The sequence below is a fragment of the bacterium 336/3 genome, from assembly GCA_001281695.1.
In the GTDB taxonomy this organism is placed as follows: domain Bacteria; phylum Bacteroidota; class Bacteroidia; order Cytophagales; family Thermonemataceae; genus Raineya.
Genome location: LJIE01000001.1, coordinates 2234304 through 2260985 on the forward strand (window position 1 = coordinate 2234304; position 26682 = coordinate 2260985).

The window sequence follows — 26682 nt, forward strand, 5'->3', positions numbered from 1 at the left end:
AGTTTGGATGAACAAAAAATAAAATATTTGAAAATGAGAATTTTAAACAAGATTCCTTTCTACACCTTCCACTTCCAAGATAAAATCAGCACCAAAAGCCATAGAAGGTGTTAAAAAGCCTGCTGGTAAATTATCAGATAACAATCTTTGGGTTGCCATTAAAGCTGTAATGGCTGTAAGTTTATAGCCTTCGGGCGTGGTAAGCCTTGCTTCAACAGATTGACCAGTGTTGTTGGTAACTTTTCCCCATAAATAGCTTTTTCCTGTTTCTCGCACAGTTTCGTTGGGTCCAATGATTTTCTTATTAATAAAATTCTGAAAAAACTTTTGAACAAATCCTAAACCTAAAAGCCAAGAAAAATAATTACTACGCTTCATCCATGTAATCATTTTTTTTGGTTGAGCCATAAAAACCTTAATATTAGGGATTTGAGTGCTATAATAAGCCGTAGAAACATCACCCCAAGGAATGCAAACAGAAAGAGCTTTCTTTACACCATAATCAATGGTTTTTACTTCATAAGCAGAAGCAACAGGTTTGATTTTTCCATTTTCTCTGATAGCACCACCTTTATGTAAACCTCGAGCCATTGTAAGAGCTGTACCCCTCGAAACTCCACCAGAACCCATGAAAGCAAGTTCTAAATTTATAGCATCAGGTAATTGATTTTTTAAAAAACTAGCCAAACAATCAGAAGGAACAACATCAAAACCAACCCCAGACAGAAGTGTAATGCCTGCTTGCTTTGCCTTTTCATGTTGATGAGCTACATATTCAAATACTTCAATTTCACCTGTAATATCTAAATAATGTGTTTGTGTTTTAAGACAAATATTTAATACCGTGGGAGTTGTAAGAGCAAAAGGTCCTGCACAATGTAAAAGAGCTTTCACATTTTTCAAGGCATTCTCTAAAGCAGAAGTATCTGAAAGGTCAAAGGCAAGCCATTCTAAACCTAATTTATCTGCCAAATCTTTGGTTTTTTGACTATCTCTTCCCGCTAAAATAGGTTTTAAACCTTGCTTTACAGCTAATTCAGCAATCAATTTGCCTGTATAGCCATAAGCTCCATAAATTAAAAAGTTTTGTTTCATTTAAAATAACATATCAAGAGGTATAACAATGGAAACGGTTGTGCCTTTTTGTTCAATACTTTCTACTTCTAAGGTACTATTACATCTTTTCAATAAACCTTGGCACAAATTTAGTCCTAAACCTGTTCCTTTCTCATAATTTGTTCCTTTATTGGAAAAAACAATACCTTTCTTTATATTCTCCAAGTTTTCAGAAGAAATGCCTACACCATTATCTATAATTTGTATTTGTAGATTATTTGAATTAATAATTGTTTTAATCAGAATAGCTGTATTTTCAGGACTAAATTTAACAGCATTTGAAATAATATTTCGAATAACTATTTCTAAAATTTGCCTATCAAAATTGATAGAAACATCATTGGTAACTTCTAAAATAGCTTGAAGATGAATATTTTTATTGGTAGCTATAATTTCTAAATTGGATATTTGATTTTCAATGTAAGAGTTAAGTTCTATTTTCTCCAAATGTATAAAAGTGTCTCCAAACTGACTTTTCGACCAAAAAAGTAAATTATCTACCAATGAGAGTGTATAACTTAAATTTTTATACATATCAGGAACAACTTCTTGGAGCTGTTCTATAGGCATATCTCTTTGATAAACAAGCTCTACAATGGCTTTACTTGAAGTAAGAGGGCTTCTTAAATCATGAGCAATAATTGAAAATAAGCGATTTTGTGAAGCATTCATTTTTTGGAGTTGTTCATTCTGATTAGAAAGTTCTAGACTATTTTGAGCCAAAACTTCATTTTGTTTTAATATCTCAGCATCTTTCAAATTTATCTTTTCTTGCTTTTTATCATAACTTTTTTTCAGAACAGACATTACAAAAAAAGCACCATAAGATAATGTTATATAAGTGATAGCCAAATCTATAATTTTATCTTCTTTGGTTTTATGTAAATCTACCCAATGAGGATATTTATATTCGATTAATACAACAATTAAAATAATTATACAAATAGATAAAACACTCCAAAGCTGTATTTTTTTTGGTAAAATAATGGCAAAAACCATTGCTAAGACTACATAAAATATGCCTATACGCCCTTCAATACCTCCATTCAAAAACCAAAACCATGTGAGAAAAAAAATGGTCATGAAAGAATAACCAATGACGGCTATTTTAAATTGCTGAAGAATAAAAGCTAAATAATACCAAAATACATTTAGTATCAGAACCCCCACACAAACCCAAGCTAAAAAATTGAACCCAATATAAAAGTTAATAGGAATAGCTATTAAAACAAGAAATAAGGTCAGTCGGATAATATAAATAAATACTTTTTCTTCTATGTTGAGATGAGCAATATTAAAAAGTGTTTTTAATATATTTTGCATAATGTTTTTTTCAAAGTCATTTTTATATAAAAATGAATATTAACTTTATAAGTTCAAGATTATAAAGTTAAGGAAAAATTACAATATATTAAACGTTCGTTATTTTTTATTGGTTACAGCAACAGTTTCTTTAAAACTCTCTTGTTTGCCTGTTAAATCAAATATCTGGAAAAGAACAACATAATAGCCTGTTCTTACTCTTGAGCCATCTTCATTCACACCATCCCAATTCAAAAAGCCTTCATTGGCAAGTGTTTGATTTCTCGCTAAGTATTTGATAAGTCTTCCTTGTGAATCATAAACAGTTACATTGGCTACATTACCTTGTCCTGTAAATTTGTAATTGATACTGGTAAAATCAGCTTGTCCATCATTGTCAGGTGTGAAAACCTTGGGTTCAATTGTAATGGTACCACTTTGAGATTGGTTAATTTTATTTTGCGAATTTGCATAACCTGGTGTAGCAAAACCAACACTACTTGCTGCTGAAAACCAGCTACTTGGATTGTTTGTAGGCAAGCTAAAACCTAAACGTTCCAAAGAAACGCCTTCTTCATCATCCAGCAATTCAAAATGAAAATCATCTTTGTAATCAAAACGCTCAGTTGTTCTATTCAAATTATCTATGACAACTACTATTCCTTCATCATCATTGTAGCTGGGCATACTATTTGCCTGTAAAAATGGTTTTCCCTCAGATAAAGGATAATTTGATTGAATATTTAAAATATCTGTTGAAATAGCTACATAACTCTTGGGAGCAAGTACATAATTATCAGTAGTAATAGGATTTTTACTGTCAATAGCATTGTTTACAATACGAGCTAATGACCAGTCTTTCAGGTTTATATATTTATCAGATTGATTATAAAGTTCTACAAAATCAGAACCTCCAGTCCTTGGATTAAATAAAACTTCATTTAGAATAATATCAGTTGAATCAGCTTGTTCGGGTAATCCAAAATCTGCAAAGTTAGCATCTGCAATCAAGTTTCCGCTACAATCTGTAATGCTTTGTACAGTCAGTCTATATTTTTCACGAGGCTGTAAAAGAGGACTTACTGTTAATATAACTTGTTTAAAATCAGGGCTTACAACGGTTTTACTTTGAACACTAATACCTTTATCAATAGAATAAGTAGCATTTACAGCTGAAAGACTATCCAAACGTTCATTGAAATTTATAGTAATAGTTTGATTATTAGTTGCATCTACACGCAAAAGTATAGGGGCTATATTATCAGGCTTTACTTCTTTTACAGAATTTTGTTGTGTAGGTGTTCCTCCATTGCTGTTGGTAGAGGCTATCCAGTTGCCTGTTTCACCACAAGGATTTTCCGTATCAATCATTTCCAAAGCCCAACCACCTTCTTTTTTGGTGGCATCATTGTACCAGCTATCGCTATAAGTTACAGTAAAAATAAGTCTGCCATCAGCTCCTCTAAGAGTCAAACGTTCTCCACTGTTGTTCAAACTTGGCAAACTTGGTACACCTACTACATTGTTATAAGCATTAAAATCAGCTAATACACTATTATTCACTAAAATTAGATACTGATTAGGCAAAATATTTACATTAGACAAAGTAGCAGATCCCGTATTATCAAAAAATTTACAGCCATTTAAACTAATAACTTTGTTTGTTCTGTTATAAAGTTCTACATATTCTTGTTCAGGAAGACCTACACGAGGTTCAGGGTCAGCAAAAATTTCTGTAATAATTACTTGATTAAAGGTTGGTACAAGTCCAACACCTACTTGTAGTATAGTATTTGTATTGATTTGATTACCAGCACAATCGTTTATACTATTTAAAGTAATAGTATAAATATCGCCAGCAACGAGAGGAGTAGCCAAAGTCAATTGTACTTCTTTTTCTGAGATAACAGATACATTTGAAATACCAATGCTTCCAGAAACTACATAAGAGCCTAAAAGTAAACTTGTCTGGTTCATGCTTTCTGAAAATACAATTCTTACAACAGTAGGAGTAATGATGGAATTACTGAATACTGTAGGCTTTTGTGTATCAGGAGTATTATTGAAAACAGAATTCTGTTGAGCAGGAGTTCCTCCAGAAGCATTGTTGGAAGCTCTCCAATTATTTTCATCACTACAAGGTAGCGTGGGATTGATAAGCTCTAAGCTCCAGCCTCCATCATCTTTGTTGCTATCTTTATACCAAGAAAGAGCATAAGTAACCACATCTACATCCAAGAAATTATCTACATCTCTTAATGTAATAGTTTCTCCTGTGTTCGTTAGAGCATCCCAAACAGGCATCCCTATTACATTTCCTGTAAATAAAGAAGCATTGGCTTGTGGACACAACAAAACATATCCACCTGCAGGTAGAATGTAGTTATTGCTTGTAATAGTTCTTGTATTAAGGGTATAATTTCTAAGATTGATATTCTTACTCGATTTGTTATGGATTTCTACATACTCGGAAGCTGGCAAACCTACTTGAGGAGTTTCATCAGCCATGATTTCATTGATAATTATGTCTCTATTGAGAGCACTGCTTACTTGTAAATAATTAAAATTGGTTTGAGTAGAACTTTGATTATTTCCTGCAAAATCTATAATATTGGTAGCTGTAACAGTATAATTTTGATTATTGACAAAAGGAGTGGCAAAAGTAAGGGTTACCTGCGAAAAATTTCCAGCATTTCGAGTAGCTGTTAAAGGTGTTCCAATACCTCCATTAACACTATAATTGGCTGTATTTTGGGCAGAAGTTAAAGAGACACTTTCACTAAAAAATACATCTAACTGATTGTTTATAAGCGTAGAAGCACTCGAAAGGGTAGGAGCTGTTACATCAGGAGTGGAAATAGAACCAAAAAGTTCTACATTATCTACTCTGAACGTTCCTGCTACACCACTTGCTCCAAAGGCATAAATTCTGAACTCAATATTTCCAGAACGATTATAAAAGTTTTCATCTAGGGCAATAGCTCTGTTGGTGAGTGTAGTAGTTCCTGAATTGGTATATGAACCTAAATTGGTTGTAAATCCATCTAAACTGGAACGTAAAACCCATTGATTGGGTCCTGTGCCACTTCGGGTTTCATCCAATTCAAAACTTGTTAAATTTAAAACAAAACCTGTATTAGCAGAAACTGTGAATGAAAAATATTTTGTTAAATCTATGGAAGGCACATTCCAAGCACTTGCCCCAAAATTATCAGTTGAAGTAATAGCAGTAACACCTGCACTTCTTGAAAACACTGTTACAGAACCATTAGAGGGTTGAGTATCAGTAGCAAAAGTTATTGGCGTACCCGTAGCTCCAGTAAAACTAAAACGAACAACTTGAGAATAGATATTTTGTAAAAAAAATAAACTACAAAACAAAATTGTAAAAACCTTAACCATAGTGCAGACTTGCTTAATCAATAAAAAAGCAAGTTATAAAAAAAATATATATGTTTAATAGCTTTTACAATTAAGAATGTATGAATAATTTAAAAGAGCTATTTAATAACCCTTACCATATCTACAATCAGAGGCTTCCAATAATCAGAAAAAAGCTGACTTTCCATGACACCTTTGGAAGTAGAAGCATGGATAAAAATTACATTCTTAGAAGGCTCATTGATAGCACTTACAAGCCCTACATGCGTAATTTTACTGCTCGATTTTTTAGAAGCTTTGAAAAATACCAAATCTCCAATCTGTAAATCTCCAGCTTTTACCTTCATGCCCGATTTTGTCTGGTCACCTGCAATACGAGGCAATTTTACAGAAATACTCTCATAAGCTCTGCAAGTAAGCCCAGAACAGTCAATACCTTTTTTATCATTGCCTGCATACTTATAAGTTGTTCCTAAATACTTTTTAGCTTCTTCTACTACAGTCATGGCTTTAGTTTTTTGGGTAGAAGTAAGACTTAAAGCATTATTGGATGAATTTTTGGGTAAACCTTTGAAACTACAACTGGTAGCCAAAATGATTGAGAAAAATAATGCAAAACGTATCATAGCCAATGCTAAATGAATAATTATTAAATGATTTAATTGATGAATGTTCAATGGTATGTTACCCTGCAGCTTCCATCTCTATCTCTCTGATACTAGTACTTTTTTCTGAAAGATATTTGGTGAGTTTTGTTCTAAGTTCTTGATAACTAAGTCCTTGATTGATAACACCATTGCGAACAATAGAAACTTGACCAGTTTCTTCGGAAACTACCATTACAATAGCATCTGTTACTTCAGTAAGCCCAATTGCCGAACGGTGGCGTAACCCCATAGAAGCTGGTATTTGGTCATTTTCGGAAACAGGCAAAATACAACGAGCAGCTGTAATTCTACCCATCGGACTAATGATAACAGCTCCATCATGCAGAGGACTGTATTTATTGAAAATAGACATGATAAGCCTTTTAGACAAAATAGCCTCCAATCTATCACCCGATTCGGCATAAAACTTCATTTCTGAACTTCTTGCAAATACAATCAGAGCTCCTGTATTGCTACTACTCAAAGCCCTTGCTGCTTCTACAATCGAATTAATATCTATTTTAGTGGTTTTTCCTGATCTTCGCCAAGGCATAGAAGCCCAGAAATTATCATCACCAAATACTTGAGAACGTCCTACCAATAGTAAAAACTTTCGAATTTCTTGTTGGAATAAGATTAGCATGGCAATAACTCCCACCCCAAAAAACTGTCCTAAAATAGTACTTAAAAGCTTGAGTTGAAATAAGTTTACTGCCAGATAAACCAAAGTCAAGAGAACCAAACCTATTAAAATTCTTACAGCAATGCTTCCTTTTAAAAGTTTATAAAATTGGTAAATCAAATAGCTCACAAGTAAGATGTCAAGCACATCTATCCAAGTAATATTGATAAACCCTATTTTAAATAAAAAAGTCATTGTATTGTATAAGTGTTTTTAAATCAGTAAATTATGTAAAATTTTTGCTTCATTTACTTCTTTTACATCATGTACTCTGAGTATATGAGCTCCTTGACTGAGGGCAAATGTATTGAGTACACTTGTCCCATTAAGAGACTGCTCTGGAGTAACGTCTAAAGTTTTGTATATCATGGATTTCCTCGAAATGCCAACCAACAAAGGCAAATTCAAGGTTTTGAAATAACTGAGATGTTTGAGCAAATAAAAATTTTGCTCCTTTGTTTTGGCAAAACCAAAACCCAAATCCAAAATTATATCTTTCACCCCTAATATATGTAATTTTTGAATTCTTTTCTCAAAAAAATGTAAAATTTCTAATAAAATATTTTCATAATGTGTCAATTGGTTCATTGTTTGAGGGTTTCCACGGCTGTGCATCAGGATGTAAGGAACTTGTAAATTTGCTACGATTTCAAACATTTTATCATCTAATTGCCCTCCCGAAATGTCGTTAATTATATCAGCACCATTCTCAATAGCTTCTTTAGCTACATCAGCCCTAAACGTATCAATAGAGAGAATGGTTGCTGGAAAATGCTTTTTTATCATTTGAATAGCTGGAATTACTCTGTTTATTTCTTCTTTTTCAGAGACTTCCTGAGCATTTGGACGTGTAGAATACCCTCCAATATCCAGTATATCAGCACCTTGTAAAATAAGTTTTTCAGCTTGCTCTAAAATATCATTTTCTGAAAGATATTTACCTCCATCATAAAAAGAATCAGGAGTAATATTTAAAATACCCATGATTAAAGGCTTTTCAAGGGTAATAAGCCTGCCTTTGCAATTGATTGTGAACATATTTTTGATGGTAAACTCTTTAATGCTAAATGGTAAATAAATAAATATTTTATGAAAATCTTATGTCTTGTATCTTAATTCTTGCTTCTAAAAAAATTATTGTCTTGGAAAACTCTTAAACTTTTCGGTATTTTGTCCACGAAAATATCAAAAATTATGCTAAAAGGAAAAATTGCATTGGTTACAGGAGCTACTTCAGGTATTGGAAGAGCTACTGCTGAGGTTTTTGCAAAAAATGGTCTGAAAGTAATTATTTGTGGCAGAAGGCAAGAGAAATTGGAAGAAGTGGCAAACTATTTGAAGGGTTTTACAGAAGTGAAAATACTCCAATTTGATGTGAGAAATCAGCAGGAAGTAAAAACTTGCGTTACTTCTTTGGAAGATGAATGGAAAGATATTGATATTTTGGTAAATAATGCAGGCAACGCTCATGGTTTAGACCCTATCCAAACAGGTAAAATTGCTGACTGGGATGCTATGATAGACATTAATGTGAAAGGACTTTTATATGTTTCAGAATGTATAATCCCTTTGATGACAGCTCGAAATACAGGACATATTGTAAATATTGGCTCTATTGCAGGCAAACAAGTATATGCCAACGGCAATGTGTATTGTGCTTCTAAATATGCCGTAGATGCCCTCACACAGGGTATGCGAATAGATTTGAACCAATATGGTATCAGGGTTACGCAAATAGCCCCAGGTCTCGTGGAAACAGAGTTCTCTGTAGTGAGATTTAAAGGTGATGAAGACAAAGCCAAAAAGGTATATCAAGGTTATGAACCCTTGAAGGCTGAAGATATTGCAGACTCCATTTGGTACGCTGTCAATGCTCCTAAGCATGTACAAATAGCTGATTTAGTGATACTTCCTACGGCACAAGCCTCAGCCACTGTTGTAAATAGAAAATCTTAATAAATATACCATTAGCATTGATAAACAATAAATGCCATGAAACACACTCCTTTGATAGCCCCTTCTGTATTAGCTGCCGATTTTGGTAATTTGCAAAGAGATATTGAAATGCTTAATGAAAGTCAAGCTGACTGGATACATATTGATGTGATGGATGGTGTGTTTGTTCCTAATATTTCTTTTGGAATGCCTGTATGTCAGGCTATTCAGAAACATGCTAAAAAACCTTTGGATGTGCATTTGATGATAGAACGTCCAGAACGTTATGTAACTGAATTTAAAAACTTGGGGGCATCTATCATTTCAGTACATATTGAAGCTTGTGAACATTTACATAGAAATATCCAGCAAATCAGAGATTTAGGGTGTAAAGCTGGTGTGGCTGTCAATCCACATACTTCTATTTCTTTGTTAGAAAATATTATTACAGAAGTAGATTTGGTATGCTTAATGTCTGTAAACCCAGGTTTTGGAGGGCAGAAGTTTATTCCACAAACCTATCAAAAAGTTAGACAACTCAAAGAGTTGATAATCAAAACCAACTCACATGCCTTAATTGAAATAGATGGAGGTGTAAATAGCCAAAATGCTCCATTGCTTTTGGATGCAGGGGCAGATGTACTGGTGGCAGGAAATTTTGTATTTAGTGCTCAAGACCCCAAACAAGTGATTAGTGAGCTCAAAAGTTGGGTAGTTTCATAATTTTATACTTTTCAAATCATTGAACATCATACAATTTCTCTATACATTGGCTCTAGTAGCCTTTTCTATCACATTACCCATTGATAAACTCATTGGAGTCAATAGTGTTGCTTTGCTTTTACTTTCTGTTACTTGGCTTGTAGATACAAGTTGGAAAACAAAATGGAAGAATTTGAAAAAAGAGCCTTTTGTATGGATTTGGATAGCATTTTTCTTTTTAATGCTTGCAGGTTTGCTTTATACAGACAAAGCAAATATGGCTTGGGGCTGGAATATTCTGCAAAGAATATTACCCCTCATGGCAATACCCTTAATTTTACTAAGTACCCAACGTTTTGATGATACTTGGATTCATCGTTTTTTCCTGTTGTTTGTACTTGCTTTATTTGGAGCTATGGTGTTTGCTCTAGGGAAGGCTTTTTACTTATATACCAAAGAAAATGATATTACAATATTCTACAATGAAAGACTTTCTGGACTTATCCGAATGTCAGGAATTTACTTAGCAAGTTTTATAGGAGTAGCGATGCTGATTTTATCGGAGTATATCTATCCTCGAAAAACACAATATAAAAATTGGCAGAAAATATTTTTTGTATTTCTATTTGCTTTTTTTGGAGTAATGATGTTACTACTCAATATCAGAATGGCGATAGGGGCATTCATGATTGTATATGCCATTTTACTGATTTGGAAAATAGGATGGAAAGGTGTAGTTATTGCTGGTGTGGGTTTTGTAGTCGTGGGTGTGGTAATTGCCAACAATACCATTCTGAAAACCAAATTCAAAGAAGCCATTAACGTAAAAGAAAAAATTATTTTACGAGATACTATAGACCATTCGTTGGATACTTTGGGAAGAGGTTGGGGCGGACGAGCCTTGAGAGTAGCTATTTGGGATTGCTCAACGGATATTCTGAAAGAAGATTGGCTTTTGGGTGTAGGAACTGGTGATACTCAAACAGAACTTACAAAAGTATATCGCAAAAACAACTTCTTATTTGCTTCTGAATTTAATGCAGGCTATAATGCTCATAATCAATTTTTAGAAACATGGCTTACAGTAGGAATTGTAGGTTTTATATTGCTTTTGCTCAACTTTGGTTATTTACTCAAAAAAGCCATTATCCATAAGAATTACCTTTTATTTGGATTTACGCTATTTGTTGTATTAAACTGTATGACAGAGACTTATCTGCAACGGCAAAAAGGTGTGAGTGTGTATGCTTTTATGGCGAGTATGCTTTTAATGCTTGAAAGGAAAAAAGAAGAAAATAAAGATTAATCATTTTTGCTTAATACCCAAACATCATTGCTGTAAATAAACTCAGTATGTTCGGGCGTACCACCATATTTGCCACCTGTCATGTAAATTTTATTTTGATAAACAGTAGCAGCGATGCCTCCACGAGGACTCCAAGGGGCATTTTCGCCTCTCCAAGTTCTGCCATCAGAACTTACAAGTACCTGACTTGAAAACTGTCCGTTTCTGTTACAACCCAAAAGCCAAATTTTTCCATCAAATACAAGGGCTGTATAACCAAATATTTTTTCGCCTTTTACAATTTCATCTGTTTCTTTTTGCCAATTGAGAGCATCCGTAGAACTCCAAACATCATTATCCAATAAATACAATTTTCCATTCAAAAACACAATTTGGCTGTTACTTCGTTTTCCAAAAGGTAGATTATCTTTTTGTTTAGTCCATTCGATACCATCTTCTGAACTCCAAATATCTGCATATTGAGTATTTTTATCTTCCCCTCCAATAAGCCAAAGCTTATTGTTAAATACAAATGGGTGATAGAAAAAGCGTTTGGGCAGATTGCTATTTGTGGAAATCGTTTCCCAGTTTTTGAAATCGCTTGTTTTATAAATTTCTGGTTTAAATGTAAAATTCTCGATATTTCCATTGAAATAACCCAATCCATATACTGCATCCTTAAAATACACATAATCTAAAAATGCTAAATTATTGATAGAATTAGAAAGAGGAGATTTTTGCCATTCTTTTCCATTTAGAGAAAACCAGTTTCCTTGTGGATGAAAAACCCAGAGAGTATCACGAATACCAAACATCTGAAAATTATAGCTTTTTCTCCAAACAGCACTATCTAGTACTTTTATCCATGTATATGAGTCTTTTGAAAGAGAAACTGAATCTTCAAGCCTTTTGGTCTTTTTGGTTTGAGATGGAGAAGTGTTATTCTTACAATTTGTCAAAAATAATACAGTACATACGAAAACAATCAAAACTTTCATATTCGTAATATTTTGATGAACATGCGAATATAATAAAAAAAGCATTAAGATTTTCTTAATGCTTGGAGTATTTTAGCTAATGATGTTGCTTTAATTTATGATATGCAATATAAAAGTATTTTATACTATCTATTGGGACCACTTAATAAATTAGGCTCTGCATACATAATATTCTTTATTTGATTGATTTGGTTTGCTTTTTCTAAAGCTTCATAACCAGTTTTAATGTTTGGGACACGCAAAAGATAACTTTTTGTTATTGAAAGCTTTACAATTTCCAGATTAAAAGCTTTAACAATATTTTCAAAATCTTCGATACTCATGGAATCATCAGGCTTTACAATTATTTCATCACGTAATACCACGAAAGGACTTGTTTTTGACATGAAAGAGCCAAAAATGGGTGTTGCACTTAAGATATCGCTGTCTGTATTCAGTAAAGCTAATTGTTTATCAAATGTTTGACAACTAAATGGAATATTCAATATTAATGCTACTTCATTAAAATTAATCTTTGTAGGAGGTATATTCAATGTGAAATTTGGGTATCTGCTTATGATTTCTGTTACTTCATCAAGTGTGATATTAGGTTTATTAAATTTTATCCATACTTCTCCTTTTTGTTCTGGTAGAAAATACTCTTTGTCATCATAGAAGTAAAATCTTGGTTTACATAAAACAGAAGTCTCTTCCTTTTTACAAGCAATCAAACTAAAGCTAAGTGCAAGTAGTACTAGTATGATCTTCATAATTTAATATTGTTTATGGAAAATAGGCTAAATTTTGGTGAAAAATAATAAAAAAAGCATTAAGATTTTCTTAATGCTTAGAGTATTTTTGTAGAGTTTGAATCAATATTTCATTTTCCTGATGAGTGCCTACACTAATTCGCAAACAGCCTTCAATCACCTTTACTCTGTTACGAACAATAATCTTTTCTGAAAGCAGATAATCAAATATTTTCTGAGCCTCCTGCATTTTTACAAGTAAAAAATTGGCATCTGAAGGATATACTTTTTCTACAAATGGAAGAGTATTTAGCTTATTCTCAAGATATTCTCTCTGAGTGATAATTTCTTTCACCATCTCATTTTTCTGAGCCTCTTTCTGCAAACTTTCTTGCACAAGTTCCTGTGTAGTTTGGCTTATATTATAAGGTGGTTTAATTTTATTAAGAACAGCTATCAAATCTTTATGAGCAAATGCCATTCCCAAACGCAAAGCAGCAAGCCCCCAAGCCTTTGAGAAGGTTTGAATAATGACAAGACGTGGATATTTTTCCAGATGTTTTACCCATGAAGCCTCAGCACAGAAATCAATATAGGCTTCATCAAGCAAGGTAATACCCTGAAAATGATCTAAAATGTACTCAATATCTTCTTTTTTGAGCAAATTCCCACTTGGATTGTTGGGTGAACACAAAAATATAATTTTGGTGTTTGAATTGATAGTTTGTTTTAATTTTTCTAAATCTATCTGAAAATTAGCGTCTAAAGGCACTTTCTGAATTGGTACAGCATTGATATTGGCACTTACCTCATACATACCATAAGTAGGAGGCATGATGATGATATTATCTTGATGAGGCTCACAAAATGCTCTAATCAGCAAATCAATGGCTTCATCACTGCCATTTCCCAAGAAAATATTTTCCATTCCCACATTTTTAATAAGGGATAATTGGTATTTGATATGTTTCTGATGAGGGTCAGGATAACGATTATAAGGTTTGGAGGTAACAGAACCTAAAGGATTCTCGTTGGCATCTAAAAAAATGCCTTCAGAGCCACTGTATTCATCTCTGGCAGAAGAATAAGGGGCAAGCTCAATAATATGAGGGCGAAGTAACTGGTTAAACATAAAATTTTGATGATATTTTGTAGAGGCGAATCATGATTCACTCCATCTACAACCTTAATTGTTTACAATTGTTCCATCTTGGATGCGAATACTTCTATCAGCCATTTGTGATAGTGTAGGGCTATGGGTTACAATCACAAAAGTAGTATTAAATTGCTTACGAATATCAAAAAAAAGATGATGTAATTCTTCAGCGTTTTTAGAATCCAAGTTACCACTGGGTTCATCGGCAAAAACTACTTTAGGTTGATTGATAAGGGCTCTTGCCACAGCCACTCTTTGGGCTTCACCACCCGAAAGTTCAGAAGGCAAATGTGTACCTCTGCCTTTTAACCCCAACGTATCTAAAAGATGTTCCGCTTTTTCATACACTTCTGGAGATTTTTTACCACCCAAAAGAGCAGGCAAGGCTACATTTTCGAGGGCTGTAAACTCAGGTAAAAGATTATGAAACTGAAATACAAACCCAATGTGTGTATTTCTGAAGTTGGCTAATTTTTTTTCAGAAAGTTCAAAAATAGATGTTCCTGCAATAGAAATATTACCAGAATCGGGTTTATCCAAACTGCCCAAAATATGAAGCAAGGTGCTTTTTCCAGCACCTGATGCTCCAATAATCGAAACAATTTCTCCTTCGGTAATTTCTAAACTTAAATTTTTGAGCACTTGTAAACTGCCATAGTTCTTACAAATATTGGTGGCTGTAATCATTTGATTTTGAAGAACTTTTCGTCAATTCTAATGTAGGAAGTAGGTGCAAAGCCTGTTCTTTTAAATGCAAGAGCCTTTTCCAAAAGAGCTTTGCCTTTGTCAGGTTTTTCACTCTTTCCTTGTGAACTCATCAGTTTAATAACTTTCACAAAAACAGCCGCATACAAGCAATTTTGCTTGCCTAATAATCTGATTTGTCTTTGAATACTACCCAAAAGCTGATTCAATAAGTCATTGTCTTCCATGATTGCATATTGAATGGCAAGAATAATCTTGATTTCTAACAATGCATAAGGGTATTTTTTCACAGAAACTTCATTGAGTAGGTTATTAATCCATTTTGAAGCTTCTTCGTACTTTTCTGCATAATAACATGATAGAGCTCTATAAGCTACATAACTCACATAGTTAGGCACATCATCCATATCTATCTCGAATTCTTGAAATAACATACCATTCTCAGTGTATAATTCATGTTGAATGCCCAAACGAAGGCTTCTTTCAAGCTTTGTAAACAAGAAACGAGCAGGGTAAGTATGGAGTGTATAATTTGACATCAATGCACTTACAGAATCATTTACTTCATCAAAATAATCTTCTGCTTTTCTGTAAACTTTATAACGGTTGTAATATTCGAGCTTGAGATATTCAAATACAATTTTTAAATGATGATAAATTGTATCCATCTGATACATATCAAAAATCTGCTGAACCCTTGCTAAAATGTTTTCTATGGGTTCTTCGTCCATAGATTCGTTTTCTTCAACAAACAAACGATGAAAAATTCCTACACAACTCTGGTACACATAAAGTCTGTGTGAGTCATAAAGGTTTTTGACAGAAATGAGTTCTTTATTGATAAGTGTAATCTCTAATTTTTCCGTTTCATTGCTGGAAAATAAATAGCTGCCATATTTTCTGAAATAATCACTAATCAGAGATTCTACTTTATCCACAGAAAGCATATAGGCAATATGCTTGTTGTAGAGTTGGGAATAAGTAAAGTATTCAGGAGTATGGGTATGTAACCTTTTAAGCGATTTATAAACAACAGTCAGTTCATTGGATAAATCGTAGTCTAACAACTCTTTTTCTAATTTTTTGAGTGTAGCAATCACAATAGTCCTTTTCTTTGTAAAGAAAATTTCAGGAATATTGGCTACTTTTTTTAATAAATCGGCTCTGGGGTTTTCAACTTGTTCTAAAAGATATTCTTCGATTTTTTGGTTGAGACGAGAACGAAGTGTATAATAAGCATTACTATTAACTCCCAAATCTTTCATGATTTTAGAGTCGGAGGATTTCTCTTGATACATCATTTGTAGCAAAAGAGCTGACTTATCAGCACCGCTTTCCATCAAATTGCTATAAAGAATTTCATAGTCTTGTTTAGAGAGCTGTTTGATTATACTTTTTAATTTTGCCATTTTAACAAACGCTTATGATTTAAGGCTTATTGAGCTTTGTATGAAAGACAATAGAATCCTATATGGAAATATTTTGACAAATTTTATCAAAAAATAAAAATAACTTTAAAAACTTACTTTTAGCAAATAGCTTTAAATAACACCTTATGACACAATGTTAATAAAAATGTTTTAAAAAATCAAAAAAAATTACCTGAAAATTACATGAAATATTTTTTTTGAATAATGAAAACTTTCAGATTTATAAAAGTTTATAAAAGGTGATACAGACATTTTTTTGCATACCATAAATAAAAACTATAACTTGGCATGATTTTTAAAAGTTAAGATGTTTTTATGATTCCAAATCCGATTGTCCAAAAAATTACATTGAGTGATGGACGCGAAATTACAATTGAAACTGGTAAGTTAGCCAAGCAAGCTCATGGCTCTGTAGTAGTAAGAATGGGTAACACAATGCTTTTAGCTACTGTTGTTTCCAACGAAAAAGCTGCTGAAAACCCTTCTTTCTTTCCTCTTTCTGTAGATTATCAAGAAAAATTTGCTGCTGCGGGTAGAATACCTGGGGGCTTTAATAAAAGAGAAGGAAAACTTTCTGACCAAGAAGTATTAATCAGTCGTTTGGTAGATAGAGCCATGCGTCCTTTGTTCTCTGACGATTATTACAATGATACACAAATCAACATATTTTTAATTTCTCACGACCCTGAAGTAATGCCCGATGCCTTAGCTGGACTTGCTGCTTCGGCTGCTGTGATGGTTTCGGATGTGCCGTTTAATGGACCCATGGCTGAAGTTCGTGTAGCGAAAGTAGATGGAAAACTCATCATCAATCCTACACCCGAACAAATGGCTAAATCTACTTTAGACATGATGATTGGAGCATCTGAAAAAGATATAGTGATGGTAGAAGGGGAGATGATGGAAATTTCGGAACAAGAGATGTTAGAGGCACTCCAATTAGCTCATCAAGAAATAAAACTTTTGTGTGCTGCTCAAAAAGAACTAGAAGCCAAAGCTGGAAAAACAGAAAAGCGTGTCATTAAGTTTAAAGAAGACAAAGAATTAGAAGAAAAAATTTGGAATGAGTACTATTCAAAAATGTACGAAGTAGCCAAACTCCTCCAAGATAACAAAGACCTTCGTAAAAAATCCTTCAAAGCTGTAGAAGACGAATTCTACAACTCCCTTCCTGAAGATCATAACATAGATTTATACCTTGCCAATAAATATTTACACGATATCCAAAAGGCAGCTGCTCGTAATTTAGCTCTTGATGAGAAAGTTCGTTTGGATGGTAGAAAAGCTGACGAAATACGTCCAATTTGGTGTGAAATAGACTATTTGCCTATGGCTCATGGTTCGGCTCTTTTTACAAGAGGTGAAACACAGTCGCTTACTACGGTAACTTTAGGAACAAAATTGGATGAGAAAATGATAGACCTTACTACTCAAAAAGGTTTTGAACGTTTTCTTTTACATTATAATTTCCCTTCGTTCTCTACAGGTGAAATAAAGCCCAACAGAGGACCAGGCAGACGTGAAATAGGACATGGAAACTTGGCTCAAAGAGGTCTGAAAATGGTATTGCCTCCAGAATCTGAAAATCCTTATGTATTGCGTGTAGTATCTGATATTTTAGAATCGAATGGTTCTTCTTCTATGGCTACTGTATGTGCTGGTACACTTGCTCTCATGGATGCAGGGGTGCAAATTAAAGCTCCTGTAGCGGGTATTGCAATGGGCATGATTTCTGACTCAAAAACAGGTAAATACATTGTTCTTTCAGATATTTTAGGTGATGAAGACCATTTGGGAGATATGGATTTTAAAGTGGTGGGTACTGAAAATGGTATCACAGCTTGCCAAATGGATATCAAAGTAGATGGACTTTCTTTTGAAGTACTTGCACAAGCTTTAGACCAAGCTCGCCAAGGAAGATTGCATATTTTAGGTATCATGAAACAAGCCATCGAAAAACCTAAAACCGAAATGAAATCTCATGCACCACGTATTGAGGTGATTAGAATAGAAAAAGACCAAATTGGAGCTATTATTGGTCCAGGTGGTAAAGTTATTCAGGAAATTCAAAAAATGAGTGGAGCTACCATTGTGATTGAAGAAAAAGAAGATGGTGGGTATGTTAATATTTTTGCTACCAATGGCGAATCGTTAGAGATAGCGAAAAATCGAGTAAAAGGTATAGTTGCTGTTCCTGAAATTGGAGAAATCTATACAGGAAAGGTAAAAAATATCCAACCTTTTGGTGCTTTTGTTGAGTTTATGCCTAACAAAGATGGTTTACTTCATATTTCTGAAATCAAATGGGAAAGATTGGAAAAAATGGACGGAGTACTCGAAATAGGAGAAGAAGTGACAGTAAAACTGATTGAAGTTGATAAAAAAACAGGCAAATACAAACTTTCTCGTAAGGCATTGTTACCCAAGCCTGAAAAGAAAGAAAAAGAGCCTACTCCCAATGAAGGTAGTGCAGAAAATAAATAACGAAGTAAAATCCCTATCAATCGATAGGGATTTGTTTTTTATAAAAAAAATTAATAATTGCTTGCAATCCAAAAATACAAGGGCATTCCAATAGTAATATTAACAGGAAAGGTAATGGCTAATGTCATAGGTAAAAATAAACCAGGGTTGGCTTTGGGTACAGCTATTTTCATGGCAGCAGGTACAGCAATATAAGAAGCACTGGCTGCAAGTACTCCAAACATAAAACGATTACTAATATCGTCTGTGATAGCGGAACTAATCAGGCTGATTACCACACCATTAAACAAAGGAACAACAATAGCGAATATCAACGGAAAAATACCATTTGACATAAAACTATTCAGATTTCTTCCACTTGCTATCCCCATATCCAATAGAAATATAGCTAAAAAACCTTTGAATATATCTGTGGTAAAAGGTTTGATACCTTCTGCATGCTTTTGGCTTGCTATGAAGCCTATAACAAGGCTTCCTAATATTAGAAGTACACTACCATTTGTAAACGAGTGCTTGAGAGCATGTCTTTTCTTTATCTTTTCAACATCATTGCCTTTATAAAATATTGAAATAAGGATAAGCCCCACAATAATAGCAGGAGACTCCATCAGAGCCATGATAGCCACCATGTGTCCATGTACAGACATTTGTTGCGATTCTAAATAATTTGTTGCTGTTACAAATGTTACAGCACTTACAGAACCATAGGCTGCGGCAACTGCCCCTGCATCAAAAACACTCAATTTGCGTTTTAAAATAAAGAATGTATAAGTAGCCACACCTGCTGAAAGGGCTATTCCAAAAAGCATAGACCACATAATTTCAAGAGTAAAATGCTCATGAGCTAATTCTTGTCCACCTTTGAAGCCTATGCAAAAAAGAAGATACAACGAAATAAATTTTGAAGAGTTAGGAGGGATTTCTAAGTCACTTTTTACATAAACAGCTACAATTCCTAAAACAAAAAATAAAAGAGCTGGATTTGTTAAATTTTCTATGAGAAGGTCGAAATTCATAAATTTTGATAAATAAATTTTTGTTGCTGCAAAACTCTGATATTTTTTTTATAACTTTTTATTTATATTTGAAATGTTGATTATAAAATTTATTTATGAACTATACATTGAATCAACTAAAAATTTTCTTAAAAGTAGCTGAATACAAAAGTGTTACGAAAGCTGCTCAAGAATTGCATCTTACACAACCTGCAGTTTCTATTCAACTCAAAAACTTTCAAGACCAATTTGATATACCACTTACAGAAACGATAGGGCGAAAGATATTTATTACAGATTTTGGGAAAGAAATAGCCGAAGCTGCCAAGAATATCCTCAACGAAGTAACTACAATCAATCATAAAACGCTTGCCTACAAAGGACAAATTACAGGGAGACTTACTATTTCGGTGGTTTCAACAGGCAAATACGTCATGCCTTATTTTCTTACAGATTTCCTAAAAAAATATCAGGGTGTAGAGCTTGTCATGGATGTAACCAACAAAGCACAAGTGATAGAAAGTCTTGAAGAAAATGAAGTAGATTTCTCTTTGGTTTCTATTCTGCCCGAAAATATGGCTTTACATAAGATAGAACTTTTAGAAAATAAATTGTTTTTAGTTGGAAATGGAGAAACGCAAATCAAAGAAGAATTAGAGCTTTTTGCTATCTTGGAGCATATACCTCTCATTTATAGAGAAAATGGTTCAGGGACAAGACTCACAATGGAACGCTTCATGATGAATCATCAGGTAAAAAGTTATAAAAAAATAGAATTAACAAGTAATGAGGCTGTTAAACAAGCAATTTTGGCAGGATTAGGCGTTTCAATTATGCCCATTATTGGTATCAAAAACGAACTTTTATCAGGAGAACTCAAGATTATACCCATCAAAGGCTTACCCATTCAAACTACATGGGATTTGATTTGGCTCAAAAGAAAAAAATTATCACCTGTTGCAGAAATGTTTACAAAATATTTGCAAGAACAAAAATCTAAAATTGTTCAGAAATACTTTAATTTTGAGATGTTTAAGTGAAAAACTAAACTCGTTGCCAAGTTTCGCCATTAACTGTAAACTGAATAATTCCCCATGTTTTTGAATAATAATAATCAGACGTTTTATATACATTTTGATAAGTAAAACCATTCACATCCAATTGATTATAAAAAATAATAGAATAATCAGGAGAAATAGGTTGAGCATTTACAAATGTACTTTGATTTTTATTGATGTAACCAATTGGGTATGAGGGATAAGTTGAGGAATTGGAAAAAGTAATATATATCAAAGCTCTTGATTCCATTGTATAGCTTGAAGATGCTTCATATTTCAAAATAATTCTCTTTTGCTCAGAATTAGCCATTTCTATAGTAATCATTTCTTGTTGGCGTGGGTCAATCAAACATCCCCATTTATCAGTTCCTCTATTGCTTCTAAGTGTCTTTTTTTCTGCCTTGATTACACTGTACGTTTTAACTTCTCCTGTTTTAGTACTTTTAAAGGAGTATATTTGATTCAAATCATAAATCTGCCACTCATAATCTTGTTGACTGAATAGATGTTTTTCTACTCTTTCATCACATTTATAGCATGCCACAGCCCAAAAAAGTGAGCTAATCAATAAAATATAAATAACTTTTTTCATAGAATGTTTTGTCTTGTATATTTAGGCAATACAAATTTATAAATTTTTATAAAAAAATAAAAACCTATGAATCGCCCTCAAGACTGGCAATTTGACTATGCCAGCGAAAATGATATGTATGTTACAGAATTCTCTACAGAAGAATTAGAAAACTATTTAAATAAGCCTTATCCTAAAGATAAAATATGTTTGTATTGCGTTCTTTTTCATAAAGATACAGAGAAAAAAGTAACTGTTTTTGGAGCAAACAATCAGTTTGTGGTAGAGTGTTGGATAAACAAAAATGCTGTATTCCAAAGAAAAGACACAGACACAAGCAAAAAAGCCACTATTTATAATTATCCCAATACAGGAGAAAGCTTAGAAGTATTGGAAGGTGAAGTGATGGATTTCGAGAATGTTAAAAAAATTGTAACATATTTTTATAAACAAATGAAACCACATCCTGATTATAGTGTTGTTAAAAAATCGTATATTTACAAGTAAAAAGTATCATGAAAACAGGCGAAGGAGGCATCATTATCACCAAATTAGATGATTTGCTCAACTGGGCAAGGCTATCATCTTTATTTCCAATGGGTTTTGGGCTGGCTTGTTGTGCCATAGAAATGATGGCAGCGTACAGTTCCAACTACGATTTGGATAGATTTGGGGTTATTCCAAGGGTTTCACCTCGTCAGTCTGATGTGATGATAGTGGCTGGAACAGTTACATTTAAAATGGCAGACCGTATCAAAAGACTTTATGAACAAATGCCTGAACCCCGTTATGTAATTTCTATGGGAAGTTGCTCAAACTGTGGAGGACCTTACTGGGAGCATGGCTATCACGTTGTTAAGGGCGTGGATAGAATTATTCCTGTAGATGTGTATGTACCAGGTTGCCCACCACGTCCCGAAGCCCTGATAGGAGGGTTTTTAGAACTCCAGAAAATAATCCAAAAAGAATCCTTATTTGCTCCAAAGGCTGTTCAAGCAATTTTAGAGAAAGAGAATGTATAAATTAATACTTAACTATTTAACTGCCAAATAGTTCCGTTGAGAACTGTTGCAAAACTTACCCAAATCAAATAAGGAATGAGTAAAATCCCTGCAACCTTCTTGATTTGGTAAAAATGATAAATTGTAGCGACTATCATTATGAGCATGATAAGGATTTCTACAAAAGCCCATCCAACTTGATGAAAATTAAAAAAAATAACAGACCAACAAAGATTTAGCACAAATTGAATTAAAAATAATGTAACAGCCTTTTTTTGAAGAAAGTGCTTGTTGTGCCAAACAATACCCAAAGCAATACCCATACAAATATATAAGACTGTCCAAACAGGACCAAAAAGCCAGTTGGGTGGATTCCAAGAAGGTTTATTGATGAAAACATACCAATTTTGGATGGATTCGGTGGTGCTGAAACCACTGGCAATGCCTAAGGTTAAACAAAGAATTGCACAAAGAAAAGCTTTAAAAAATAGAGATTGTGTCATGGAAAAATTCAAACTTTCCAATTTAAACAATACTCATCTCAAAATGTTTGAAGATTTATCGAATTAGTAATACACTTCCTGCCTTTTGGGAAAAGGACGAACCATCAGAAAATCTGCCCACCAATGTCCACACATATACATCACTGGGCATGGGTTTACCCTGAAATGTACCATCCCAGCCTCTATTAAGAGCATCCGAAAGGTTTTGTGTTCTATAAAGGAGCTTTCCTTGAGAGTCATAAATACTCCAATCTACTTCAGTAATATTTTTTCCTTTTATTCTCAATAAATCATGAATACCATCATCATTAGGCGAAAATAGGGATGGAATAAACAAATCTTTTTCTCCATTATCTGCTTTTAAACAGACTGTTTTTTGAGTGCTACAACCCACATTATTGGTGATAGTTACAGTATAGCAAAGAGAATCACTATCTACATAAACTAATGGATTTGCTATATTAGGGTTTGAAAGTCCATCAGTAGGTAACCAACTATATATTTCTCCACCATTGGCTTCTAATTGTACATAAGTACCCTTACCAACACGCATTTCGGGCAAAGGCAAAGTACTATTGGGTGTAGGCTTGATAGTGATATTGATAGGTGTTCTCTCATAACTCAAACAACCATTAGAGAAAACACAGACATAATAAGTTGTAGAATTTTCTATACTGGTAGTAAACTCGCTACTATCAACAGGTTGTCCTGCTTCATTAGAAATAGGTTCACCACCTGTGGCAGTTTTGTACCATCGGTATTGTACACGCTCTCTATTGTAAGAAGCTTTTAACGTAACTTTTCCTAAACCACATTTTTCTACATGGTTTGCTAAAGCTTTATCTTCGGATGTTCTGAAAGTCCAAGTATTAGCATCATAAATGCCTTCATAAACGCTTCCTCCTGCACCTATAAAACTCACAGGGTCTATAAGTATATAGTATTCTGTGGATGGAAGAAAAGGTTTATTAGTAGTAAAAGTAATAGTATTGGTATTATTGGCAACAACTTGATTGGAGTTTACATATATTTTGTCATGTAAAATACCATTATTCTTTGCGTAGATAGAGATTTTTCCGACAAAACTTGAATTGATACTTACATTGCCTGATACACCTATCTGAAAAGAACTTTGCTTAATGGATATACAGGAGCTATTGTTTGTAGGATTAAAAGACTGATTCATAATGAGGCCATTAGCTGTTGTAAAACGCCATTCTGTATTGGAATTAAAACCAATAAAAGGCTCACTACTCAAATTTTTGAATACACCAGAAAGAATTTTTACAAAAATTACCTGATTGGTTGATAACATAGAAGGCAGTATAATCACAGCCTTATTATTTATAATTTCTACACAAGTACAACTAACAGGGATACTAAAAATCAGATTATTACTTGAGCCATCATAGACAGAAATATTACCTATTCCTTTTTGAATAGGTTCATTGAAATAAATTTGTAAACGAGTATTGGTTGGCACTTGGGTAGCTCCTCTACGAGGTAATAATAGTGTATCAGTAGGAGTTGCCCACAATGAAATAGAAAATAAAAATAAGAAGATATAAAATATAATTTTCATGCAAACCAATTGAATTTATTATAAATACTCTGCAAATAAAAAAGGTAGCCAAAAAATACAAAATTTTCTTGACAAGAATTTATATTTGTTTGTAATAAATAAAAAAGGACTCAATTTTGAGTCCTTTTTTATTATGATAATTTATATCTATACATTCTTTTCTAAATGGCTATTACGTTTTCCATAAGCAAAATATACCAACACACCAACTACAAGCCAACCAGTAGCTAATTTTTGAGCTAAAGGATTCAGATTTACAATCAAGAACACATTTGTTAAAATACCTAAAACAGCAATCACGGGTAAGGCAGGTACTTTAAAGCCACGTTCTAATTGTGGTTCACGTATACGAAGTAACCATACAGCACCACAAACCATTGCGAAAGCAAACAAAGTTCCAAAGCTTGTCATATCACCCAAAACAGAAATTGGAGTAAATGCTGCTACAACAGAAACTACTAAACCTACCAAAAGTGTACTTTTGTAAGGTGTTTTGAACTTTTCATGAATTTCTTTGAAAAAATTAGGTAATAAACCATCTTTTGCCATACCCAAGAAAATTCTTGTTTGTCCAAGCATCATTACAAGCATTACTGAAATAAGACCTGCTGTTGCAGCGGCTGTAACAATATACATAGCCCAAGGTTTACCAGCCTTATCAAAAGCAGCAGCTACAGGGGCTTTCAAAGCATCGCCTACAATGTCTTTTTCATAGTGCATCATACCTGTAAGCACCAAAGAAACAGCAATATACAATACTGTACAAATGAGTAATGAAGCAATAATTGCAAAGGGTATATCTTTCTTAGGATTGATAGCTTCACCTGCTTGCGTAGAAACGGCATCAAAACCAATATAAGCAAAGAAAATTGCAGCTGCTCCACCAAAAATACCCCCAATACCATACGCAGAATGTGGTTTGCCATCTTCTCCAATAATCTCTTTTGCATCAGGAATGAAAGGAGTCCAGTTCTCAGGAACAATAGAAAACATTCCAACAAAAATTACAAATAATACAGCAGCTACTTTCAATACCACAATAAGATTATTTGCACTTGCAGCTTCTTTGATACCCTTTACTAAAATAGATGTAACAACCCAAACAATCAGGAATGCAGGTAAATTCACAGAGAATCCTGTCTCTCCTAATTTTGAATATGACATTGGGTCATTGGTGAGATAAGGAGGTAAAGTAATACTAAATAGTTTTAATAGTTTACTAAAATATCCTGACCAACTGACTGCCACCGTCATAGCTCCCATACCATACTCCAAAATAAGTCCCCAACCAATCAGCCAAGCAAACAACTCTCCAACAGTACCATACGCATATGCATAAGCAGAGCCCTCAACAGGCAACATGGAAGCAAACTCAGCATAACAAAGTGCAGCAAAAATACAAGCTATACCAGCTACCACAAAAGATAAAGCCAAGGCTGGTCCTGCATGGTAGTGAGCAGCCGTACCCGTAAGTACAAAGATACCACCACCAATAATAGCACCGATACCAATGGCTGTTAAACTCCATTTGCCTAATACTCTATTGAGGTTACTTTTTTTCATATCAGCTTCAAAAGCACTGATAGGTTTTTTTCTCCAAATCGATTGAGACATTACTACAAAATTTTATTATGAAAACTAAAACAATTAAACATAAAAATTGGGAGATGTCTCCCAATTGAGGATGCAATTTAAAGAGTTTTGAAAAAATAATAGTATTTTTTAAAACTTTTTTTGGATTTTTTCATTCTCGTCAATTTTTTGAGAACAATACTTGTTATAAAAGCAGGAAAAACATAGCTTGCAACTTTTTAGATTTTTGAGATACAAAAACTATGAAGTATTTAATCGTAGGTTTGGGAAATATAGGTGCTGAATATGCCCATACACGGCATAATATAGGCTTTATGGTGGTGGATGCTCTTGCCAAAACGAAAGATGTTACTTTTCAGACTGGACGTTTGGCAGATGTGGTGGATTTTAAACACAAAGGAAAACATATTTATTTAGTGAAACCCTCCACATACATGAACCTAAGTGGCAAGACTGTAAATTATTGGATGCAAGAATTAAAAGTACCTTTAGAGCAAATTTTGGTAATTACAGATGATTTGGCTCTGCCATTTGGAAAATTACGCTTGAGAGCCAAAGGCTCTGATGGAGGACATAACGGCTTAAAAAGCATTCAAGCAACTATCAATAGCCAAGATTATGCTCGTTTACGTATGGGGGTAGGAAGCGATTTCCCAAAAGGAGCTCAAGCAGACTATGTTTTAAGCCCGTTTAATGAAGATGAACAAAAAGATTTAGAAAAAATATTAGAAACTGCCTCTAATGCTGTACTGAGTTTTTGTTTAGAAGGGGTCAGCAATGCCATGAATAAATTTAATAAATAAAAAAGAGGGAAGAGGAAGTAACATA

23 protein-coding genes and 1 pseudogene are annotated in these 26682 nt (G+C 33.6%); 8 read left to right on the forward strand and 16 right to left on the reverse strand.

What is annotated here, in order from left to right; translation table 11 throughout:
• Positions 1 to 42: 42 nt before the first annotated feature.
• The 6 genes and pseudogenes from AD998_10330 to AD998_10355 all read right to left on the reverse strand — a co-directional run bounded on the left by AD998_10330 (position 43) and on the right by AD998_10355 (position 8166).
• Positions 43 to 1095, reverse strand: coding sequence for a hypothetical protein (locus tag AD998_10330; protein KOY86488.1), 1053 nt, complete (start codon positions 1093 to 1095; stop codon positions 43 to 45).
• Positions 1096 to 2439: a hypothetical protein gene (locus tag AD998_10335; GenBank protein ID KOY86489.1), complete on the reverse strand. Its 1344-nt coding sequence runs from the start codon at positions 2437 to 2439 to the stop codon at positions 1096 to 1098.
• A gap of 282 nt (positions 2440 to 2721) precedes the next feature.
• A pseudogene (locus AD998_10340) lies at positions 2722 to 4485 on the reverse strand (hypothetical protein).
• Positions 4486 to 5918: 1433 nt separating this feature from the next.
• Entirely contained in the window at positions 5919 to 6398 is a 480-nt protein-coding gene (locus AD998_10345) for a hypothetical protein (GenBank protein ID KOY88146.1), read from the reverse strand.
• Between the two features lie 85 nt (positions 6399 to 6483).
• Positions 6484 to 7323 (reverse strand): hypothetical protein, encoded by an 840-nt coding sequence (locus tag AD998_10350; protein ID KOY86490.1) that lies wholly within the window; start codon positions 7321 to 7323, stop codon positions 6484 to 6486.
• An 18-nt stretch (positions 7324 to 7341) separates the two neighbouring features.
• Positions 7342 to 8166: a dihydropteroate synthase gene (locus tag AD998_10355; protein KOY86491.1), complete on the reverse strand. Its 825-nt coding sequence runs from the start codon at positions 8164 to 8166 to the stop codon at positions 7342 to 7344.
• A 156-nt stretch (positions 8167 to 8322) separates the two neighbouring features.
• On the opposite strand from AD998_10355, the gene AD998_10360 reads away from it, so the two are divergent.
• The 3 genes from AD998_10360 to AD998_10370 are packed head-to-tail and all read left to right on the forward strand — an operon-like array spanning position 8323 to position 11071.
• Positions 8323 to 9084, forward strand: coding sequence for a malonic semialdehyde reductase (locus tag AD998_10360; protein KOY86492.1), 762 nt, complete (start codon positions 8323 to 8325; stop codon positions 9082 to 9084).
• A 36-nt stretch (positions 9085 to 9120) separates the two neighbouring features.
• The gene (locus AD998_10365) at positions 9121 to 9786 is read left to right on the forward strand and encodes a ribulose phosphate epimerase (protein ID KOY86493.1); all 666 of its coding nucleotides are present in this window, start codon (positions 9121 to 9123) and stop codon (positions 9784 to 9786) included.
• A gap of 19 nt (positions 9787 to 9805) precedes the next feature.
• A complete protein-coding gene (locus AD998_10370; protein ID KOY86494.1) occupies positions 9806 to 11071 on the forward strand; it encodes a hypothetical protein in 1266 nt (421 codons plus the stop codon).
• Here AD998_10370 and AD998_10375 read toward each other — a convergent pair.
• The 5 genes from AD998_10375 to AD998_10395 all read right to left on the reverse strand — a co-directional run bounded on the left by AD998_10375 (position 11068) and on the right by AD998_10395 (position 16046).
• The gene (locus AD998_10375) at positions 11068 to 12048 is read right to left on the reverse strand and encodes a hypothetical protein (protein KOY86495.1); all 981 of its coding nucleotides are present in this window, start codon (positions 12046 to 12048) and stop codon (positions 11068 to 11070) included. The genes AD998_10370 and AD998_10375 overlap by 4 nt on opposite strands.
• 125 nt (positions 12049 to 12173) lie before the next feature.
• Positions 12174 to 12797: a hypothetical protein gene (locus tag AD998_10380; GenBank protein ID KOY86496.1), complete on the reverse strand. Its 624-nt coding sequence runs from the start codon at positions 12795 to 12797 to the stop codon at positions 12174 to 12176.
• A 70-nt stretch (positions 12798 to 12867) separates the two neighbouring features.
• A complete protein-coding gene (locus AD998_10385) occupies positions 12868 to 13908 on the reverse strand; it encodes a histidinol phosphate aminotransferase (GenBank protein KOY86497.1) in 1041 nt (346 codons plus the stop codon).
• Positions 13909 to 13962: 54 nt separating this feature from the next.
• The gene (locus AD998_10390; GenBank protein KOY86498.1) at positions 13963 to 14619 is read right to left on the reverse strand and encodes a lipoprotein ABC transporter ATP-binding protein; all 657 of its coding nucleotides are present in this window, start codon (positions 14617 to 14619) and stop codon (positions 13963 to 13965) included.
• Positions 14616 to 16046, reverse strand: coding sequence for a hypothetical protein (locus AD998_10395; GenBank protein KOY86499.1), 1431 nt, complete (start codon positions 16044 to 16046; stop codon positions 14616 to 14618). Before AD998_10395 ends, AD998_10390 begins: the two co-directional genes overlap by 4 nt.
• A 336-nt stretch (positions 16047 to 16382) precedes the next feature.
• Here AD998_10395 and AD998_10400 point away from each other — a divergent pair, with 336 nt between their 5' ends.
• Entirely contained in the window at positions 16383 to 18551 is a 2169-nt protein-coding gene (locus AD998_10400) for a polynucleotide phosphorylase (GenBank protein KOY86500.1), read from the forward strand.
• Between the two features lie 50 nt (positions 18552 to 18601).
• Here AD998_10400 and AD998_10405 read toward each other — a convergent pair whose 3' ends face one another.
• Complete coding sequence (locus AD998_10405) at positions 18602 to 19567, reverse strand: permease (GenBank protein KOY86501.1); 966 nt, start codon at positions 19565 to 19567, stop codon at positions 18602 to 18604.
• Positions 19568 to 19662: 95 nt separating this feature from the next.
• On the opposite strand from AD998_10405, the gene AD998_10410 reads away from it, so the two are divergent.
• On the forward strand, positions 19663 to 20586 hold the full coding sequence (locus AD998_10410; protein KOY86502.1) for a LysR family transcriptional regulator: 924 nt from the start codon (positions 19663 to 19665) through the stop codon (positions 20584 to 20586).
• A 4-nt stretch (positions 20587 to 20590) separates the two neighbouring features.
• On the opposite strand, the gene AD998_10415 is transcribed toward AD998_10410, so the two are convergent.
• Positions 20591 to 21196, reverse strand: coding sequence for a hypothetical protein (locus tag AD998_10415; GenBank protein KOY86503.1), 606 nt, complete (start codon positions 21194 to 21196; stop codon positions 20591 to 20593).
• Between the two features lie 66 nt (positions 21197 to 21262).
• Here AD998_10415 and AD998_10420 point away from each other — a divergent pair, with 66 nt between their 5' ends.
• A complete protein-coding gene (locus tag AD998_10420; GenBank protein KOY86504.1) occupies positions 21263 to 21682 on the forward strand; it encodes a hypothetical protein in 420 nt (139 codons plus the stop codon).
• Between the two features lie 8 nt (positions 21683 to 21690).
• Positions 21691 to 22197 (forward strand): hypothetical protein, encoded by a 507-nt coding sequence (locus tag AD998_10425; protein ID KOY86505.1) that lies wholly within the window; start codon positions 21691 to 21693, stop codon positions 22195 to 22197.
• Positions 22198 to 22205: 8 nt separating this feature from the next.
• Here the strand turns inward: AD998_10425 and AD998_10430 are convergent, their stop codons facing one another.
• The 3 genes from AD998_10430 to AD998_10440 all read right to left on the reverse strand — a co-directional run bounded on the left by AD998_10430 (position 22206) and on the right by AD998_10440 (position 25875).
• On the reverse strand, positions 22206 to 22679 hold the full coding sequence (locus AD998_10430) for a hypothetical protein (GenBank protein ID KOY88147.1): 474 nt from the start codon (positions 22677 to 22679) through the stop codon (positions 22206 to 22208).
• Between the two features lie 55 nt (positions 22680 to 22734).
• Positions 22735 to 24261 carry a hypothetical protein gene (locus AD998_10435; GenBank protein ID KOY86506.1) on the reverse strand — a complete coding sequence of 509 codons (1527 nt, stop codon included), beginning with the start codon at positions 24259 to 24261 and terminating at the stop codon, positions 22735 to 22737.
• 147 nt (positions 24262 to 24408) lie between these two features.
• On the reverse strand, positions 24409 to 25875 hold the full coding sequence (locus tag AD998_10440; GenBank protein ID KOY86507.1) for an amino acid permease: 1467 nt from the start codon (positions 25873 to 25875) through the stop codon (positions 24409 to 24411).
• A 221-nt stretch (positions 25876 to 26096) separates the two neighbouring features.
• On the opposite strand from AD998_10440, the gene AD998_10445 reads away from it, so the two are divergent.
• A complete protein-coding gene (locus tag AD998_10445) occupies positions 26097 to 26657 on the forward strand; it encodes a peptidyl-tRNA hydrolase (protein KOY86508.1) in 561 nt (186 codons plus the stop codon).
• Positions 26658 to 26682: the final 25 nt, after the last annotated feature.